This window comes from Pseudomonas xanthosomatis, assembly GCF_019139835.1.
Taxonomy (GTDB): Bacteria; Pseudomonadota; Gammaproteobacteria; order Pseudomonadales; family Pseudomonadaceae; genus Aquipseudomonas; species Aquipseudomonas fakonensis.
This window is the reverse complement of sequence record NZ_CP077075.1, coordinates 659,042-676,554: the sequence shown is the minus strand read 5'-3', so window position 1 is coordinate 676,554 and position 17,513 is coordinate 659,042. Positions and strand designations below refer to the sequence as shown.

Sequence of the window (17,513 nt, the reverse complement as noted above, 5' to 3'; positions counted from 1 at the left end):
GTCTACCAGCTTCCCCGATCACTGGCGCGAGCGAAACCATGCACACCGACCTGTGGAACCATGCCCTGGCCCTGTACGCGCGGCCAGGTGTAGAAGCCGCCTGCCTGGCCTTGCAAGGCGCAGGCGGCGATGTCTGCCTGCTGCTTTGCGGCACTTGGCTGCAAGCCCGCGGAGTAGCACCGCAAGGGCAGCGCATCGCCGCCCTGCGCCAGCTTGCCGAGCCCTGGCAGCGGGACGTGATAACGCCGCTGCGTGCACTGCGCCGGCGGTGGCGCGAGCACGCCTTGGCCGACCCGCAGCTGGCGGTGCTGCGTGAACAGGTGAAGGGCTTGGAGTTACAGGCTGAGCGCACCTTGCTGGAGCGCCTGGAAACACTGGCGAGTGCGTGGCCCGACGGGACGGGCAACGGCGAAGACTGGCTGGCCCGGCTGGCGCCGGACCGGGCCCAGGCACACGACGCGCTGCATCAGCTGCGCGCCGCGGCCCGACAGCTTCAGGAGGCCGAGGACGGTGCCTGAGCCGAGGTGGTGCTGGCAGGTGCTGCCGGGGTAGCCGGGCTGGCAGCCGGTGCTGCGGCGGAGCTGCTGGCCGGTGCGGCGGGCTTGCTGGCGGCAGGCTTGCTGGCGGCAGGCTTGGCGGCTGCGGGTTTGGCAGCAGGTTTTGCTGCGGCCTTGGCCGCTGCGGGTTTAGCCGCGACTGGCTTTGCCGCTGCCGGCTTGGCGGCTGGCTTGGCGGCTGCCGGTTTGGCTGGCGCTTTGGCCGCTACCGGTTTTGCAGCAGGCTTGGCTGCAGCGGGTTTTGCAGCAGCGGCAACTGCGGGCTTGGCGGCGGGCTTGGCCGGGGCTTTGGCAGCAACAGGTTTGGTAGCGGGCTTGGCTGGGGCCTTGGTGGCAGCGGCTTTTGCAGCAGGCTTGGCTGGCGCTTTGGCTGCTACCGGTTTGGCTGCTGGTTTGGCTGCTGGTTTGGCTGCTGGTTTGGCGGCAGGTTTGGCAGCGGCGGTCTTGGCCGGGGCTTTGGCAGCAGCGGGTTTCGCAGCCGACTTGGCAGCAGCTGGCCTGGCAGCGGGCTTGGCGGCCGCAGGCTTGGCGGCTGCTTTGGCAGCTGGCTTGGCGGCTGGCTTGGCGGCAGCTTTCGGGGCTGCGGCGCGGGTGTCCAGCGCCTTGGCGGCGGCTTCACGAACCTTGCCAACACCCTGGGCCAGTTTCAGGCTTTCCTGGGCGTCACGCTTGAGTTGCTGGATATAGGTGCGAGTTTGCGTCTGGCGCTCTTTGAGCGAATCAAGCAAGGACTCAAGTTCGCCTGCGGCTTTTTGCGCCTTGCCTTGGGCCTTGGCTTTGCCGGCCTTGGCGGCGTCTTGCAACTTCAGGCGGGCGTTGTGCAGTTTTTCCTGCGCCTTGCCGCGTTGTTTTTCCAACTTGGCCAAGAGTTTCTCGGCATCCGCCAGCGCTTGAGAGCAGGCATCTTCCAAATGTTCGAGCAGGCTGCCCGAAAGTTGCTGGAGCAGGTGCAACGGCGTACTTACTGGCTTCTTTTTGGCCGACATGGTTTACCTCCTGGCTGACGAGAGTGCGGCTCATACTATGCTTCTGCTGCTACCGCCGCTAGGGCATGTTGACAGTATCAGTAGCGCCGCGTTGCATGCCTGGGCAAAGTTGTTGTCTTGCAGCAGAAAACAAGTGTAGTTGCCGATTAATGTATTGCTGATATTTACACATCAGCCGCCAACAACGCTGGCATACTTCGCCCTCATTGCCGCAGGAGTCGAGCATGCCCCGTTACCTGATTCTCGGCCTGTGCCTGGTGGCGCCACTGTCACTGGCCGCAGCGCAAAACGCCCCCGCCAACAGCGACGACCTGGCCTACAGCATCGGCGCAAGCCTGGGTGACCGGCTGCGCCAGGAAGTGCCCGGCCTGCAACTGGAGCAACTGCTCGAAGGCCTGCGCCAGGCTTATCAGGGCCAGCCGCCACGCATCGAAAAGTCACGCATGCAGGCCATCTTGCAACAGCACGATGAACAGGCAAGCAGCGCAGCCGAGCAGGCCGAAGTGGACAAACTGACAGCCGCCGAAAAACGCTTCATGGCCACCGAACGCGCCCGCGCCGGCGTGCACGAACTGCCCGAAGGTATCCTCTACAGCGAGCTGGCCGGCGGCACCGGTGCCCAGCCAAAAGCCAGCGGCAGCGTGCAGGTGCGTTATGTGGGGAGGCTGCCGGACGGCACGGTGTTCGACCAGAACCAGCAACCGCAATGGTTCAAGCTGGACTCGGTGATCGAGGGCTGGCGGGTGGCGTTGCCGAACATGAAGGCGGGCGCGAAATGGCGCCTGGTGATCCCTTCGGCGCAAGCTTATGGCGCGGAAGGTGCGGGCGACCTGATCGCGCCCTACACCCCCCTGGTATTCGAAATCGAACTGCTGGCGGTGGCCGACTGAATCAGGCCGGCACCGCGCCCTCTTCCTTGTGCGCGTTGTGCAGCACTTCGATCAGGCAGTCTTCCAGCTCGAAGCGCTCGTGCAGCAGGCCGCCGAGCTTGCCGAGCTTGTCGGCAAAGCGCTCGGTGTCGGTGCACTCGCCTTTCTCGCAGTGGTCGTTGAACGCCAGCGCGATCTGGGTGATGTCGTTGATACGCGGGTTGATTTCTTCGGCCAGTTTCAAAGCTTTTTCGTCACCGAAAGCCTTGGCCTCGGTCACCAGTTGCTCACTGACCTCGAAGTGCCAGGCCGATACGTAATCGACCAGCACCGCGCAGAAATCACGGTTCTTTTCCTTGTCGGCAAACGCCGGCTTGGCATCGCGCAGCGCACGGAAGGCTTGCACCAGTTCCTTGCGCTCCTGCAGCCAACGGTCGATCAGCTTGTGAACACCGCCCCAGCGTTCCTGGGCGTTCTGGCAACTATCGAGCATGGCGATCTCTTCCCTTCTGGATAGATGCCGCTGCACTTCGTGGCACAAGCCGTGGCACAAAAGTGACGTCAGCAGGACGGCATCGAACAGGTGTGTTTTCGGTATGCGTGCTGGGAGATTATTCCCGAGCGCCCTGCCCATCAAGGTACGCAGCGTACTAAGTTCATACAAGCGTTTAATCCCTTTCCTACAAACCGCTGGTCGTGCAATGCCCTGCGTATTGCCTTGGGTCAAACGGCGGCCAGTTCGCGGAAACGATACGCCAGCAGCGCCGTCAGGGGCGGCAGGGCCAGGAGCACGAAAGCCAGCAGGCTCCATTCAGGCAGGGTCAGGTCAAGAAAGCTCCAGCTGATCGACACGCAGTCGGCGCTGCCCCACAGCAAACCGGTCAGCACATCGGCCAACGGCTGCTCCAGCAGTGGCAGCGGGCAGCCTGGCGACGGCAGGGGGCCACCCTGCAGCCATACATGCCGCGCGGCCAGCAGCGCCCCCGCCGATGCGCATGCCAGCGCCAACCACAGGTAGCCGCGCCGGCCGCGCCCACCCGGCCGTTGCAGCAACGCCAGCAGGCACACCAACGCGTACAAGCCGAGCATCAGCCGTTGGCTCAGGCACAAGGCGCACGGTTGCAGGCCCACCACCGGCTCCAGGCCGAACGATGCAACCAGCACGGCCAACGAGGCCAGCAGGGCGGGGAAGAAAAAGCTGCGCAGGCGGGCCGGCGACATGGGGTGTCCGCAAGTAAGTAAATGGTTCTGAACGGTAGAGGAAACGCGCGCTTTGTATCAAGGCGCTACAGTGCGGATTCGTCGCTGTTCAGCAGCGAATCGAAGCTAATCGAAGTAGGAACATTCTGATGGCGACGAAGGAAGTTTCAACGTTCGCCAGGGAGGCCGCTGGCCCGCGCTTCGGCACGGGCCAACGCAGGCTCAGGCGCGCACGCCTTCCGGCAGCGGCAGAGCCAGCAGGCGCTCGTCGAGCAGCCCGAGGCCTTCCTGGAACAGTTGGTTGCTGCGCTCGGTCTCGCCCATGCCGGCCAGCAGGCGGGCCAGCTCGGCGCAGGCCTCGGGGTTGCGCTCCATGCGCAGGCTGCTTTCGAAGTAATCGCGGGCCTTGCCCCACAGGCGGTTCTGCAGGCTCAGGCGGCCAAGGGTGAGCAGCAGGCTCGGGTCCTGCGGGTGATCTTTGAGCCAACCTTCGGCAGTTTGCAGCTGGCGAGCCGGGTCATCACCGCGCACCAGGCCGTACAGCCGGGCCAGATGGCTTTCGTAGCCACGCTTGAGCGCGGTGCGCAGTGCCTGCTCGGCTTCACCCTGGGCGCCCACCTGGCGCAGTTGCTCGGCATAGGCCAGCACCAGTTGCGGCTCCTGGCGCTGGGCCGCGGTGAGCTGTTGCCAGGCACGCTCCAGCGCCTGGCGTGCGGCCTGCTGGTCTTCACCACGGGTAGCTGCCAGGCCGAGGTTCTGGCCCCAGGCGCGCTGCTCGAGTGCAGCCAACTCATTGCCCGGCAGCACCTTGTGCTTGCGCAGGTCGGGCAGCAGGCGGATCAGCGCCGGCCAATCACCGCGTTCCATGTGCAGGCGCTGCAACAGGCGCAGTACCTGGGCGTTGTTCGGGTGGCGCTCCTGCATGGCCTGCAGGGCTTCGAGCGCGCCTTCGGTTTCGCCGCGGTCCATCTGCAACTGCGCATGGGTCAGGGCCACCGCCAGCTCGGCCTGGGGCTGACGCTCCAGGGCACGCTCCAGCAGGTTGTCGCGGTCTTCCACACGGCCCAGCTCGTTGGCCGCGCGGGCCGCGCCGAGGTAGTACAACAGCGGCTGGCGGTCAGACTCGGCAGCCCGCTGCAGGTGGCGCTGGGCGCTGGCCCAGCGGCCTTCGGCGAGGTCCAGCTGGCCCTGCTCGACGGCAATGCGGGTACGCCGGCTGCGGTTGCGCCGCGACCAGGGGTTGACCACACCGCTGGAGGTCAGCACCAGGCCCAGCACATAACGCAGCAGCAACAGCAGCAATACCAGGCCAACCAGGGCACCCAGCGCTGCCCACAACCCCGACTGGTAGCGGAAGCTGCCGTAGGCAACCAGCACGTAGCCGCTGTGCTTGGCGATGGCGATACCCAGTGCCGCGGCGATCACGATCGCCAGCACCGCCAGCAGGTAGACGCGCTTCATGGCTTGGCCCCCTCGGCTTCGGCCGGCAGGTGGCGGCGCTGGATGTATGCCTGTACTGCGGCCAGGCTTTCGCTGAGGTCAGGGGTAACCACCGACACCGGCTGCGCGGCCAGTTCGTTGAGGCTGGCGAGCATCGCCTTGCTTTGCGGGTTGTCGGCGTTGAAGTTGGCCAGCAACACGCTGCGGGCATCGTCCAGGGCCTGGTTGTAGACCTTGGCCTCGCCGTTGAGCGCGGCCCACTGGGCCTGCTCGATGGTCAGGCTCAGGGCCAGGCGCAGCTGGTTGAGCGACTGCCCCGAAAGCAGCGGGCGCACGTTGTCGTCGGCGTTGAATTCGATCTGGAAGTACTTGGAGATCTCGGCCCACCACTGCGACCAGCGGCTGGCGCCGTCGCCGTCTGCGGTCAGCGCGCCCAGGGCATCGGCGTTGCTGTCGAACTCCGGTGACTGGGCGCTTAGCTGCTGCACCAGCTCACGTTGGGCGGCAAGCTTGAGGAACAGGCCGGTGCGGTCCGGTTGCTGGGTGCTGGCGAGGGTGGCCATGCTGCGCGCCAGCTGCTCGCGGGCAGCGAAGGCGCCCGGGTCGCTCTGCTCGCGCAGGATCTCGTCGGCGCCTTCGACCAGGGCCTTGGCGCTGGCGATGTCCTGCAGCGCCGACAGGCGCAGGGTGGCCAGGCGCAGCAGGTGTTCGGCCTCGGCCAGGCGCCATTCCTTGCGGCTCTCGCCGAGTACGGTTTCAAGACGCTGGCTGAGGCGCTGCTGGTCGCCCTGTAATTGCGCCACTAGGCGCCGGCGGTCTTCCAACTCGCTGGCCGGCGGCAGGCTGGCCAGTTGCGTGGTGAGCTGCTGTTCGCGCTGCTGCAGGGCATCGGCGCGCTGGTTGAGGGCTTGCAGGTGCTCGCCCTGGCCCTGCTCGCTGCCCTGTAACTGGCGTACTTGCCAGACGCCCCAACCGCCCACCGCGACGCCGGCAGCGCCGACCAGCAGGGCCAGCAGCGCCAGGCCCGTGCCGGAACGGCGGGCAGGAGTGGCGGTGGAGGGTTCCGGCGCCTCGGGCGCCGCAGGCTGTTCGGTGTGGGGCAAGACAGTTTCGCTCACGTATCCATCCTTTGCATGGTGGCCCATCGCGCTAGGGCGTGGTGCCTTGGGGGGCAGGCGCAGCGGTTCGCTGCACGGCTGCCAGCAAGGCCGCGGCACTGGCGCCACGGCAATCCACAATCTGGCGGGCGCCCAGCACGCGGGCCTGTTCGGCAACCCGCGGGCTGGGTACGAACAGCGTCAGGCGTGAAAGCCGCGGCCAATCCGTACCCGCTATTTGCTGCAAGTGTGCAAGACCTTGCCCACTGCTGACCACCAGGCCGTTGAGGCGTTCCCCATCGACACGGCGCGCCAGGCTGCCCGCCGGATACTCCGGCAGGCAGCGACGATACAGTTCCAGATATTCGACACTAGCACCTTGCTCTGCAAGACGCTCGGCCAGCAGTTCGCGACCTCCCTCGCCACGGGCGATCAACACCCGTGGTGCCACGCCGGCCAAGGCCTGGCGCAGGGCCGGCAGGCCGAGCAGTGCTTCGCTGTCATCGCCCGAGGCCGGGCAACTCACCACCAGCCCGCGCGCCTGCAAGATGCCGGCAGTCGCCTCGCCGACGCTGAACCAGCCCGAAGGCGGGGGTTGGATACCGGCCTGGTCGAGCTGTTCAAGCAACAAACGCGCCGCCGGCTTGCTGACCACGATGATGGCCTGGGCCTGGTTCACCTGCGCCAGCTGCTGCAGCGTCGGGCCCGGTTGCAAGGGCTCGATGGCCAGCAACGGCAGGCTGGCGCTGGCGATGCCGGCCTCGGCCAAGGTCTGCGCCAGTGCCGCACAGTCCTCTTCAGGGCGGGTCAGCAGCAGGCGCCAGGGGCTCACGGGTGGCCGGCCTCGCCGTAGACTTCCTTCAGGATTGCCTCGGCGCCCTGGGCCAGCAGCGCCTCGGCCACCTGCACGCCGAGCGCTTCGGCGTCACCGCGCGGGGCGCGGGCATCGGCCACCAGCAAGGTACCGCCGCAGGGCTGGCCAACCAGGCCACGTAGCCACAGCTGCTGGCCTTCGAGCACCGCGTAGCAGGCAATCGGCACCTGGCAGCCGCCGTTCAGGCGTTTGTTCAGGGCGCGCTCGGCGACAACACGGTCGGCGGTATCGACATGGTGCAGCGGCGCGAGCAACGCATGGATTTCGCTGTCGGCGCTGCGGCATTCGATGCCCACCGCGCCCTGCCCGCCCGCCGGCAGGCTGTCGTCGACGCTGATGCTCGAGGTGATGCGGTTTTCGAAGCCCAGGCGAATCAGCCCGGCGGCGGCAAGAATGATGGCGTCGTACTCGCCGGCATCGAGCTTGGCCAGGCGGGTGTTGACGTTACCGCGCAGGAACTGGATTTTCAGGTCAGGGCGGCGCGCCAGCAGTTGGGCCTGGCGGCGCAGGCTGGAGGTACCGACCACGCTGCCGGCCGGCAGCGCTTCAAGGCTTTCGAAGGTGTTGGAAACGAAGGCGTCGCGCGGGTCTTCACGCTCGCAGATGCAATACAGGCCCAGGCCTTCGGGGAAGTCCATGGGCACGTCTTTCATCGAGTGCACGGCAATGTCGGCTTCGTTGTCGAGCAGGGCGGTTTCCAGCTCTTTGACGAACAGGCCCTTGCCGCCGATTTTCGCCAGCGGGGCGTCGAGCAGCTTGTCGCCGCGGCTGACCATGGGCACAAGCGTTACCAGCAGGCCCGGGTGGGCCTGCTCCAGGCGGGCTTTGACATACTCGGCCTGCCAAAGGGCCAAGGCACTTTTACGGGTGGCAATGCGGATTTCGCGAGTGGACATGAAACGCCCCGAGGCAGAGAAATACTGTCGATCATAACAGCATCGCCGGGCAGGCAAGCAGATGTGGGTCAATCGCGGGGCAAGCCCGCTGCCACGGGCGCCCCGGCATACCGGATGTTCTCAGAGCGTCTGCATCATCTTGCGTACACCGGCCACGTGGCGACGGCTGACGGTCAGGGCGTCGCCATCCAACCCCTTCAGATACAGCTGGAAGTGCCCAAGCGGGGTGCGCTGCAGGCGCTCGATACGTTCACGGGCTACCAGGGCGTTGCGGTGGATGCGCACGAAGCGCTCGCCGAACTCGTCTTCCAGCGCCTTGAGCGGCTCGTCCAGCAACACCTCGCCAGCCTCGTGGCGCAGGGTCACGTACTTGTGATCGGCGATGAAGTAGATCACCTGCGGCAGGGGAATCAGCTCGATGCCTTTGCGGGTACGGGCGCTGATATGGCTGCGCGGACCACCACCAGTGTCGCCGGCTGGCCGGGTCAAGGCTGCCAGCTGGGTGCGGTTGGGTTTTTCGGCGCGGCGCAGGGCGTCGCGCAGGGCCTGGGGCTGGATGGGCTTGTCGACATGGCTCAAGGTGCTGTCGCGAAACGCCTGGCTGCCGTATTCATCATCACCGGTGCAAAACACCACCGCCGGCGGCGCCTCGCGCTCGCACAGCCGGGCAGCGACCTGCAGGCCATCGAGCCCCGGCATGCCGATGTCCAGCAGCACCACGTCGGGTTTGAGGCTTTCGATCAGCGCCAGGGCTTCTTCGCCGTTGGTGGCGCTGGGCTCCATCACGGTGTAGCCCTCCAGCTCGCCGAGCATCCGGCTCAGGCGTTCGCGGGCTTGGGGTTCGTCATCAACGATCAGGACATTCATAATTGCGCTGGATTCCTGAGTGAGTCTCGCACGGGTATAGCGTAGACAGGTGTGGTGTGACCGTAACGCGGTCACGCTACAGACCGATGCGAAGGCCAAAGATTCACTGGCCTGGCAGATTCACCGCCAGCCCTTTGTCCAACTGTAGACGGTCCGTGGAACACTGCCGTTCAATCGTTGAATAAGCCTTGCGCCCTTGTTACCGGACGATTCTGGCGACCGGCGCCCTGCGGCGGCAGGCCCAACCCTGCTATGATCGGCGCCACTTTTTCCGTTCACGCCTTCAACGAGTGAATCCATGAGCACCGACAAGACCAATCAGTCCTGGGGCGGCCGCTTCAGTGAGCCCGTCGACGCCTTCGTCGCCCGCTTCACCGCCTCGGTCGACTTCGACAAGCGCCTGTACCGCCACGACATCATGGGTTCGATCGCCCACGCCACCATGCTGGCGCAGGTCGGCGTACTCAGCGACGCCGAGCGCGACACCATCATCGATGGCCTGAACACCATCCAGGGCGAAATCGAGGCCGGCACCTTCGACTGGCGCGTCGACCTCGAAGACGTGCACATGAACATCGAGGCGCGCCTCACCGACCGCATCGGCATCACCGGCAAAAAATTGCACACCGGCCGCAGCCGCAACGACCAGGTAGCCACCGACATCCGCCTGTGGCTGCGCGACGAGATCGACCTGATTCTGGCCGAAATCACCCGCCTGCAGCAGGGCCTGCTGGAGCAGGCCGAGCGTGAAGCCGAAACCATCATGCCTGGCTTCACCCACCTGCAGACCGCCCAGCCCGTCACCTTCGGCCACCACCTGCTGGCCTGGTTCGAAATGCTCAGCCGCGACTACGAGCGCCTGGTCGACTGCCGCAAGCGCGCCAACCGCATGCCCCTGGGCAGCGCCGCGCTGGCCGGCACCACCTACCCGATCGACCGCGAGCTCACCTGCAAGCTGCTGGGCTTCGAGGCCGTGGGCGGCAACTCGCTGGACAGCGTTTCGGACCGTGACTTCGCCATCGAATTCTGCGCCGCCGCCAGCATCGCCATGATGCACCTGTCGCGCTTCTCCGAAGAGCTGGTGCTGTGGACCAGCGCGCAGTTCCAGTTCATCGACCTGCCCGACCGCTTCTGCACCGGCAGCTCGATCATGCCGCAAAAGAAGAACCCGGACGTACCGGAGCTGGTTCGCGGCAAGAGCGGCCGCGTGTTCGGCGCCCTGACCGGCCTGCTTACCCTGATGAAAGGCCAGCCGCTGGCCTACAACAAGGACAACCAGGAAGACAAGGAGCCGCTGTTCGACGCCGCCGACACCCTGCGCGACTCGCTGCGCGCCTTCGCCGACATGATCCCGGCGATCAAGCCCAAGCACGCCATCATGCGTGAAGCGGCCCTGCGCGGCTTCTCCACCGCCACCGACCTTGCCGACTACCTGGTGCGCCGTGGCCTGCCGTTCCGTGACTGCCACGAGATCGTCGGCCATGCGGTGAAGTATGGCGTCGACACCGGCAAGGACCTGGCCGAGATGAGCCTGGACGAACTGCGCCAGTTCAGCGACCAGATCGAGCAGGACGTGTTTGCCGTGCTGACCCTCGAAGGCTCGGTGAATGCCCGTAACCACATCGGTGGTACCGCGCCTGCGCAGGTGCGGGCTGCCGTGGTTCGCGGCAAAGCGCTGCTGGCTTCGCGTTAAGCAACTGCAAGTAGCCAGATCGCGGGGCAAGTCGCATGGGTGCACCTGTGCAATTTGCCCCGCGCTCGTTTCAGGCCAACGCGCAGGCACAGCGCTCAAGGCTGCTGGGTAGCGACGCGCAAGCGCTCGCGAAACGCCGGGATGTCCTGCGCCCGGTCCCGGGCTACACGCTGGGCCTCAGGCAAGTTGCCAAGCCGCTCAAGCAGTTCCACAGCCCCAGGCAAGCTGGCCAGGTAATCGACCCCGAACAGCTGCTGCCCCACAACACGCGCCAGATCTACGCTGTAAAGGAAGTAGATATCCGCCAGGGTAAACTGCTCCCCCGCCACATACGGGCTGAAGCGCCCACGCGCAGCCAATGCTTCGAAGCCTTTGTCCAGGTCCCGCCTGGCCTTCGCCTTGAGCGCATCTGGCGTCGGCCGCCCGCCAAAGAACACTTCGGCGTAGCAGTAGCGGGCCGGCAACTCGATATACAGCTCTATCTCCTTGGCCAGAGCCCGCGTGCAGGCCCGGGCAAAGGCATCCCCGGGCAATAACCGGCAACCTGCGGCACACTCCTCGAGATAGTCGAGGATCGCATCGGTTTCGCTCAGGAAGCCTTGCGCCGTTTCCAGTACGGGCACCTTGCCCCTGGGGCTCATGGCCAGCGTTCTGGGGTTGCGACAGCCATGCAAAGGCACTTCCTCGAAGGGCAGGGCCTTGAGCAGCAAGGCAAGCTTGACCATGTTGTAGTAATTGCTGGCAGCAAAACCGTGAAGACGCAGCATTGGGGCACCTCTGGCGCTAATGAAAGCGTCGAGGCTACAACCTGCTCTTGGCCCCGGATGGCAGGCAGATCCGCTGCTGGCGCTGAAATTTCCGAACCGCAGGCAGGCTGCTGGCCATACAGCTGTCAGCCATTACCGCGTGCGGCACGAATTTTCTCGATGAAAGTCGGCATGATTTTCTCTTTGTCGGCAATGATCCGCGCCATGTGCGGGTTCTCACCCAGCTTCTTGAGCAACTTGGCCGCCTGCGGGAAGTCCGCCAGCAAGTCGATGTTCAACACTTTCTTGCCCACCACGCAGGCCAGGTCCACCGAGAAGCAGAACATCAGGTCGGCGACGGTCAACTGCTCGCCAGCCACGTAGGGCGCGAAACGGCCATTGCGCTTGAGGGTGGCAAAGCCGGCCAGCAGGTCGGCGCGCGCACGCTCCTTGATCACAGGCTCCACCGCCATGCCAAAGAACGACTCGGCGTAGCAGGTGCGTGCCGGCAACTCGATGTACAGCTCGATCTCCTTGAGCAACTCGCGCACCTTGGCCTGGCCAAAGGGGTCCGCTGGCAGCAACGCCTTGCCCGGCTGGGTTTGTTCGATGTAGTCGAGGATCACGTTGGTTTCACTGATGAAGCCGTGTTCGGTCTCAAGCACCGGTACCTTGCCGCGCGGGCTGACCTCCAGCGCCTGGGGCGTCTGGCCACCGAAGAATTCGACCTCCTCGAACGGCAGACCCTTTTCCAGCAGGGCCAGCTTGACCATGTTGTAGTAGTTGCTGACTGCAAATCCATGAAGCTTGAGCATTGAACAGCCTCCAGGCCGTGTGGGGATGGCCCGGCTTTTATAGCCCCCTTCCCTACCCTTGGCCAGCGTCATGCCCGGCGTCGATGACCGGGCATTGCCGCCACGGGCATGGCACACTGTGCGCCTCACCACAGGAGTAGCGCGATGAGCGAGCCCACCGATATCGAAAATGACGACGAAGATTTCGCCGAGGCCACCCTCACCCAGGCCATCGAGAACCAGATCGAGAGCGGCGAACCGCCGGCGGCCAAGGCCACGCTCAACAAGCTGACCCTGGTCGGCTATGAACGCGAGGACATCCTCAACCTCATGGCCCACGTGCTGGCCATCGAGATCGACGCCATGCTGGACCAGGACCGCGCGTTCGACACCGAATGGTACGAAACCGCCCTGCGCGCCCTGCCGGAGCTGCCTCCTGAGGCGGATCAAGGCGATATCGAATAAGCGTGACTACACTCCTGACTTCCATCCTTGTCTGGAAGTCAGGAGTCGCACCATGTCCTTCACCCCCGATCTGATCGCCGAACTGGAAGTCCTTGCCCTGTTCAACCTGGACAGCAGCCAGGAAGGCATCAAGATTCACGCCAACGCCTCCCCCACGCTGGTCGCCGCAGCCAGGCGCCTGCACGACAAGCAACTGACCGACCAACCCGATGGCGGCTACCTGACCAGCCTGGGGCATGACGCGGTTGAAAGCGTGCAACTGCTGCTGAACGTTCTCAAGTCGCCACAGCCTGCCTGAAATCACTTCGTGGGAGCGGGCTTGCCCCGGGAATCCCGGCGCAGCCGGTGCCAGAACATCGCGGGGCAAGCCCGCTCCCACAATGCGTCAGGCGTTGACTAACTGACGCCAAAAAACCACTACCCACTTATCCGACCTGCGCACTCAGGCTAAACTCGCAGTTGCTTACCGGCCTGCCTGAGTGCCCCATGAACCACCCCCACGAAATCCGCCCCGATATCGACCAGGGTATCGACCGCAAGGAGCTGTCGCGCCTGCGCGCACGCTTTCTCAAGCTCAACCAGGGGCGGCTGGCGCGGGCGATGGAGGGGCTGTCCAGCCGCCAGCAACAGGTACTGACGCTGTTGCCGCTGCTGTTTCACGTCAACCACCCGTTGCTGCCAGGCTATGTGTCCGGCAGCACGCCGGCCGGCGTATCGGGCTTCGAGCCAGACGCAGACCTGCTGGCCGACGCCCAGCGCCTGGCCCGCTCGTTCACCCACAAGCCGCGCCTGGGCAACCTGCCGCAGCCGATTCACGGCCTGTTCCTGATGGGCAGCCTGGGCACCCTGGCCCAGGCCGAGCAGAGCGACATGGACTTTTGGGTATGCCACGCGCCAGACCTCGGCGAGCAGGCACTGGCAGAGCTGCGGCGCAAATGCCAGCTGCTGGAAACCTGGGCGGCCAGCCTGGGCGCCGAGGCGCACTTCTTCCTGATCGAACCGCAGGGCTTCGTGCAGGGTGAACGGGACAGCCAGCTCAGCTCCGACGACTGCGGCACCACCCAGCACTACCTGCTGCTGGACGAATTCTACCGCACCGCACTGTGGCTGGCCGGGCGAACGCCGCTGTGGTGGCTGGTGCCGGTGTATCAGGAGCATAACTATCGCGCCTACACCCAGACCCTGCTGTCCAAGCGCTTCATCCGCGCACGCGACGACCTTGACCTCGGCCACCTGGCGCACATCCCGCCGGGGGAATACGTAGGCGCCGGGCTGTGGCAGCTGTTCAAGGGGCTCGATTCGCCCTACAAGTCGCTGCTCAAGCTGCTGCTGACCGAGGTCTACGCCAGCGAGCACCCCGACGTGCGCTGCCTGAGCCTGGCCTACAAGCAGGCGGTGTTCGCCAACCGCCTGGACCTCGACGAGCTGGACCCGTACGTAATGGTCTACCGGCGCATCGAGCAGTACCTGCAACAGCGCGGCGAGCACACCCGCCTTGAGCTGGTGCGGCGCAGCCTGTACCTGAAAGTGAACAAGAAGCTCAGCGGCCTGGGCCGGGCCCGCAGCGATGGCTGGCAGCGCCGCCTGCTGGCGCGCCTGGCCGCAGAATGGGGCTGGGACGAGCGCCAACTGGCCTTGCTGGACAGCCGCAGCCAGTGGAAGGTGCGCCAGGTGGCGGTCGAGCGCCGCGAGCTGGTGGCCGAGCTGAACCACAGCTACCGCTTCCTGACCCAGTTCGCCAAGCGCCAGAACGCCGACAGCCGCGCCGACCAGCGCGACCTCAACGTGCTCGGCCGGCGCCTGTATGCAGCCTTCGAGCGCCGCGCCGGCAAGATCGAGGTGATCAACCCCGGCATCGCCCCGGACATGGCCGAAGACACCCTGACCCTGGTGCAATCGCCCAACCGCAAGGAGCCCGGCACCTTCCTCTGGGGGCTGTACAACGGCAGCCTGGGGGTGCACGAGTGGGAGCATTTCAGCCCGCTCAAGCGCTGCCGCGAGCTGATCGAACTGCTGACCTGGGCCCATCGCAACGGCGTCATCGACAGCAGCACGCGTATCGCCCTGCACCCGGGCGCCAGCGACCTCAGCGACTTCGAGCTGTTCAACCTGCTCGGCAGCCTGCAACAGGCCATTGCGCTGCCGCTGGAGCCGGTCAGCGAGGTTCGCCTGCTGCAGCCGAGCGTGGCCGACGAAATCCTGCTGCTGGTGAATGTGGCGGTGGACCCGCTGCGCCACCACCGCGACCTGAACATCCTGATGACCACCGAGCGCACTGATTCGCTGAGCTATGCCGGGGTGCGCGAAAACCTGGTGCTGACCCTCGACCAGGTCACCCTCAACAGCTGGAACGAAGTGCTGGTGCAGCGCTACGACGGCGAGCATGCGCTGGTACGTTGCCTGCGCGACTTCCTCAACAGCCTGGGCCAGCGCAGCCACCGCCCGCGGGTACGGGTGCGCTGCTACTGCCACAACCGCGCCCAGGCCATCAGCCAACGGGTCGAGGAGATCTTCGACACGGCGCAATTGCTGCTCGACCAGGGCCTGAACCACCGCTACCTGCTACAGGTCGCCCAGCACACCCACGTGCTCGAACTGCTGGCCGGGCAGGTGACGCTGGCCACCCACGACAACCACGACGCCGTGCTGGCGGCCCTGGGCGAGGAGCGCAACAGCTACAGCCCGCTGCATCTGGACGCCAATGCCCTGCAGGACCACGACCTGCCGCTGGTGCTGGAGCAGGGCCAGCCCGGTTGCATCCAGGTGTTCTACCGCCTGCTCGATGGCTGGGCCGACCTGTATGTGCTCGACGAGCACAATGCGCTGTGGCAACAGCGCCTGCCGATGCAGGACGAGCAGCACCTGCTGCTGCCGTTGCAACGCTTCTTGCAGTCGACGGTGATGCGCCGCGACGCCCATTTGCCGCTGGACAGCCTGCCGCAGGCAGCGCTGGAAATCGTCTACCAGCAGTTGCTGCCCAGTGGCGTCGGCAAGGCGCGCAGCCTGGAGCCGCGCCCGGCACCACAGGAGAGCCCGAGCCAGCCTTGCTACGAAGTGCAGGCAATTGTGCAGAGCGGTGCCGCTGGGGCGGTGCACGTCACGCTGTATTGCGACCAGCAGGAGTACTCGGAACTGGAGCATGGCGACCAGCTGTACACCGTGGTCGCCCGGCAGATCCTGCGCCAGCGGCGCAGTGCCGGCAATTACCGCTGCTACATCACCGACGTCGACCTGTCCGAGCTGCTCGGCGACGAGCCTGGTTCAACCAGCCTGTGCCTGCGCTACAAGCGTGAGCTGGAGCAGGCGCTGAATGATGGGCTGGAGCAGGAGCTTCACGCCCCGACACGATCCCTGTAGGAGATCACCCAGCCCTGCGGGCTGCGCTGTCGCGCAGAGAACGAGTCTCTGCAGATGCACCGCGCCCTGTGGGAAGCGGCCTTGCCGGGGCGCCGTCCGGTCGAGATGGGCTGCGCAGCAGCCCCGGCAATTTCGCATGAAGTCGAGATCATGGGGCCGCTTCGCGCCCCATCTCGACCGGACGGCGCCCCGGCAAGGCCGCTTCCCACAGAAACCGTTTTAAATCAATGAGTTGCAGTTTGTTCTATGAGAGCCGGCTTGCCGGCGATAGGGCCGCCACAGGCAATCGAGATGTCCGGCCTGCACCGGCCTGTTCGCGGGCAAGCCCGCTCCCACAGGTCCCTCAAAGCCTTTAGGCCTGCAGTGGGGCGAATGCCCCTGTGGGGTCAGAGATCGAAATCGCCAGCGGCCTCAGGCTGGTACTCGACCGCCAGCAGTTCAAGCTTGAGGGTCTTGCCACCCGGCGCCGGCCAGTCGATCTGGTCACCCACCGACAGCCCCAGCAAGGCGCAGCCAATCGGCGCAAGAATCGACACATTGCCCTCAGGGCCGGCGTCTTTCGGGTACACCAGGGTCAGGTGGTAATCCTTGCCGCTGGCGATCTCGCGGCAGTGCACCCGCGAATTCATGGTCACCACACCTGCCGGCACCTCTTCATGCCCGACCACCTGCTCGGCGCGGTCCAGCTCGTCCTGCAGGGCGAGCACACCTGGGGTGCTTTCATCGAGGCTGTCGAGCAGGCGCTCGAGACGCTGGACATCCAGGCGGGTGAGGATGAGGGAAGGCTTGGTGCTCATGATCCGGTCAGACTCCTTGAACGGGGCGGTTTTCCTGGGGCAGATAAAGCAAAACCCCGCCCAAGGGCGGGGTTTGCGAATGCTTGTGCGTCATCGACGCAGAACCTGACACTACCACAGCGCAGTAAATACTCAAGCCCACAGCCTGGCTATGCCTGCGCCCGCGCTTTCAAGGCCAGGGCCTCGCGGCAGATCTGCCGGCGCCGTTCGTCGTCGGCTGCCCGCCACTCGCGGATATGCTCGACATGACGGTGGCAGCCGGTGCACACCTTGTGCTCATCCAGCCGACATACGCTGATACAAGGTGATGGCACCGCCGGGCTGACGTTGCTGTACAGCGGCTTCGGTGGCCGCGGGGCGGTGGTCATCTCAGATCTCGTCGAAGTCCAGCTTTTCGCCGGCACGTTCCCAGACGATGCGCTCGAGCATCTCGCCCAGCAGCTCTTCGCTCTTTTCGCACACCCACTTGCCGCTTTCTTCGTCGTAGTCGAAGTGGAAACCGCCGGAACGGTCGGCCAGCCACAGCTGGCGCAGCGGCTCCTGGCGGCTGAAGATCAGTTGGGCGCCGCCTTCGAACTTGACGGTCAGCACCCCGGCGGAGTTCTCCATGTCCAGGTCCATGCCGCTCTCGTCGAACAGGTCTTCCAGCGCCTGTTGGGTCGCGTCGACCAGGTCATGGAAACGCGCTTCGCTCAAACTCATTGCTAGGACCTCGAAAAATGGCTGCACACACGCAAGCCGGGCACGATAAGGCGGGTTGCCGTCGAATGCAAAGACTAGCGCCAATCGCCCAACTGCTGTAGGAGCCGGCTTGCCGGCGATGAGGCCGGCACTGCCAACACAGCCCCCGCCAGGCGGCCCGGCCCTCACATAGG

19 protein-coding genes are annotated in these 17,513 nt (G+C 65.5%); 6 read left to right on the top strand and 13 right to left on the bottom strand.

Going from position 1 to position 17,513, the window contains the following annotated elements:
- The first annotated feature begins 38 nt into the window (after positions 1 to 38).
- On the top strand, positions 39 to 518 hold the full coding sequence (locus tag KSS93_RS02985) for a TIGR02444 family protein (RefSeq protein ID WP_217887082.1): 480 nt from the start codon (positions 39 to 41) through the stop codon (positions 516 to 518).
- On the opposite strand, the gene KSS93_RS02980 is transcribed toward KSS93_RS02985, so the two are convergent.
- Complete coding sequence (locus tag KSS93_RS02980) at positions 494 to 1,543, bottom strand: AlgP family protein (RefSeq protein ID WP_217887081.1); 1,050 nt, start codon at positions 1,541 to 1,543, stop codon at positions 494 to 496. The two genes, KSS93_RS02985 and KSS93_RS02980, sit on opposite strands and share 25 nt — an antisense overlap.
- Before the next feature lie 224 nt (positions 1,544 to 1,767).
- Here KSS93_RS02980 and KSS93_RS02975 point away from each other — a divergent pair, with 224 nt between their 5' ends.
- Positions 1,768 to 2,433, top strand: coding sequence for an FKBP-type peptidyl-prolyl cis-trans isomerase (locus KSS93_RS02975; protein ID WP_217887080.1), 666 nt, complete (start codon positions 1,768 to 1,770; stop codon positions 2,431 to 2,433).
- A gap of 1 nt (position 2,434) precedes the next feature.
- On the opposite strand, the gene rsd is transcribed toward KSS93_RS02975, so the two are convergent.
- The 7 genes from rsd to KSS93_RS02940 form a co-directional block, all read right to left on the bottom strand.
- The gene (rsd, locus tag KSS93_RS02970; protein WP_217887079.1) at positions 2,435 to 2,905 is read right to left on the bottom strand and encodes a sigma D regulator; all 471 of its coding nucleotides are present in this window, start codon (positions 2,903 to 2,905) and stop codon (positions 2,435 to 2,437) included.
- Positions 2,906 to 3,135: 230 nt separating this feature from the next.
- The gene (locus KSS93_RS02965) at positions 3,136 to 3,633 is read right to left on the bottom strand and encodes a disulfide bond formation protein B (protein ID WP_217887078.1); all 498 of its coding nucleotides are present in this window, start codon (positions 3,631 to 3,633) and stop codon (positions 3,136 to 3,138) included.
- Between the two features lie 201 nt (positions 3,634 to 3,834).
- Complete coding sequence (locus KSS93_RS02960) at positions 3,835 to 5,073, bottom strand: heme biosynthesis HemY N-terminal domain-containing protein (RefSeq protein WP_217887077.1); 1,239 nt, start codon at positions 5,071 to 5,073, stop codon at positions 3,835 to 3,837.
- Positions 5,070 to 6,170, bottom strand: a complete 1,101-nt coding sequence (locus KSS93_RS02955) for a uroporphyrinogen-III C-methyltransferase (RefSeq protein WP_217887076.1) — start codon at positions 6,168 to 6,170, stop codon at positions 5,070 to 5,072. Before KSS93_RS02955 ends, KSS93_RS02960 begins: the two co-directional genes overlap by 4 nt.
- Before the next feature lie 31 nt (positions 6,171 to 6,201).
- Entirely contained in the window at positions 6,202 to 6,981 is a 780-nt protein-coding gene (locus tag KSS93_RS02950) for a uroporphyrinogen-III synthase (RefSeq protein ID WP_217887075.1), read from the bottom strand.
- Positions 6,978 to 7,919 (bottom strand): hydroxymethylbilane synthase, encoded by a 942-nt coding sequence (gene hemC / locus KSS93_RS02945; RefSeq protein WP_217887074.1) that lies wholly within the window; start codon positions 7,917 to 7,919, stop codon positions 6,978 to 6,980. The genes KSS93_RS02950 and hemC overlap by 4 nt, the downstream gene beginning before the upstream one ends.
- Before the next feature lie 120 nt (positions 7,920 to 8,039).
- The gene (locus tag KSS93_RS02940; protein WP_217887073.1) at positions 8,040 to 8,786 is read right to left on the bottom strand and encodes a LytR/AlgR family response regulator transcription factor; all 747 of its coding nucleotides are present in this window, start codon (positions 8,784 to 8,786) and stop codon (positions 8,040 to 8,042) included.
- 298 nt (positions 8,787 to 9,084) lie between these two features.
- On the opposite strand from KSS93_RS02940, the gene argH reads away from it, so the two are divergent.
- Positions 9,085 to 10,479, top strand: a complete 1,395-nt coding sequence (gene argH, locus KSS93_RS02935; protein WP_217887072.1) for an argininosuccinate lyase — start codon at positions 9,085 to 9,087, stop codon at positions 10,477 to 10,479.
- 95 nt (positions 10,480 to 10,574) lie between these two features.
- Here argH and KSS93_RS02930 read toward each other — a convergent pair whose 3' ends face one another.
- Positions 10,575 to 11,246: a glutathione S-transferase family protein gene (locus tag KSS93_RS02930; RefSeq protein WP_217887071.1), complete on the bottom strand. Its 672-nt coding sequence runs from the start codon at positions 11,244 to 11,246 to the stop codon at positions 10,575 to 10,577.
- 125 nt (positions 11,247 to 11,371) lie between these two features.
- Positions 11,372 to 12,040 (bottom strand): glutathione S-transferase, encoded by a 669-nt coding sequence (locus KSS93_RS02925; RefSeq protein WP_217887070.1) that lies wholly within the window; start codon positions 12,038 to 12,040, stop codon positions 11,372 to 11,374.
- Positions 12,041 to 12,184: 144 nt separating this feature from the next.
- Between KSS93_RS02925 and KSS93_RS02920 the strand changes: the two genes are divergently transcribed.
- From KSS93_RS02920 to KSS93_RS02910, 3 genes are all read left to right on the top strand, one after another.
- The gene (locus tag KSS93_RS02920) at positions 12,185 to 12,484 is read left to right on the top strand and encodes a hypothetical protein (RefSeq protein WP_217840902.1); all 300 of its coding nucleotides are present in this window, start codon (positions 12,185 to 12,187) and stop codon (positions 12,482 to 12,484) included.
- Positions 12,485 to 12,536: 52 nt separating this feature from the next.
- The gene (locus tag KSS93_RS02915) at positions 12,537 to 12,782 is read left to right on the top strand and encodes a TIGR02647 family protein (protein WP_217887069.1); all 246 of its coding nucleotides are present in this window, start codon (positions 12,537 to 12,539) and stop codon (positions 12,780 to 12,782) included.
- Positions 12,783 to 12,970: 188 nt separating this feature from the next.
- Positions 12,971 to 15,841, top strand: a complete 2,871-nt coding sequence (locus tag KSS93_RS02910) for a class I adenylate cyclase (protein ID WP_217887068.1) — start codon at positions 12,971 to 12,973, stop codon at positions 15,839 to 15,841.
- 386 nt (positions 15,842 to 16,227) lie between these two features.
- On the opposite strand, the gene rnk is transcribed toward KSS93_RS02910, so the two are convergent.
- The 3 genes from rnk to cyaY all read right to left on the bottom strand — a co-directional run bounded on the left by rnk (position 16,228) and on the right by cyaY (position 17,340).
- Positions 16,228 to 16,638 (bottom strand): nucleoside diphosphate kinase regulator, encoded by a 411-nt coding sequence (rnk, locus tag KSS93_RS02905; protein WP_011536336.1) that lies wholly within the window; start codon positions 16,636 to 16,638, stop codon positions 16,228 to 16,230.
- A 149-nt stretch (positions 16,639 to 16,787) separates the two neighbouring features.
- Positions 16,788 to 17,006 (bottom strand): DUF1289 domain-containing protein, encoded by a 219-nt coding sequence (locus KSS93_RS02900; RefSeq protein WP_217840905.1) that lies wholly within the window; start codon positions 17,004 to 17,006, stop codon positions 16,788 to 16,790.
- 1 nt (position 17,007) lies between these two features.
- Entirely contained in the window at positions 17,008 to 17,340 is a 333-nt protein-coding gene (gene cyaY, locus KSS93_RS02895; RefSeq protein WP_016502185.1) for an iron donor protein CyaY, read from the bottom strand.
- Positions 17,341 to 17,513: the final 173 nt, after the last annotated feature.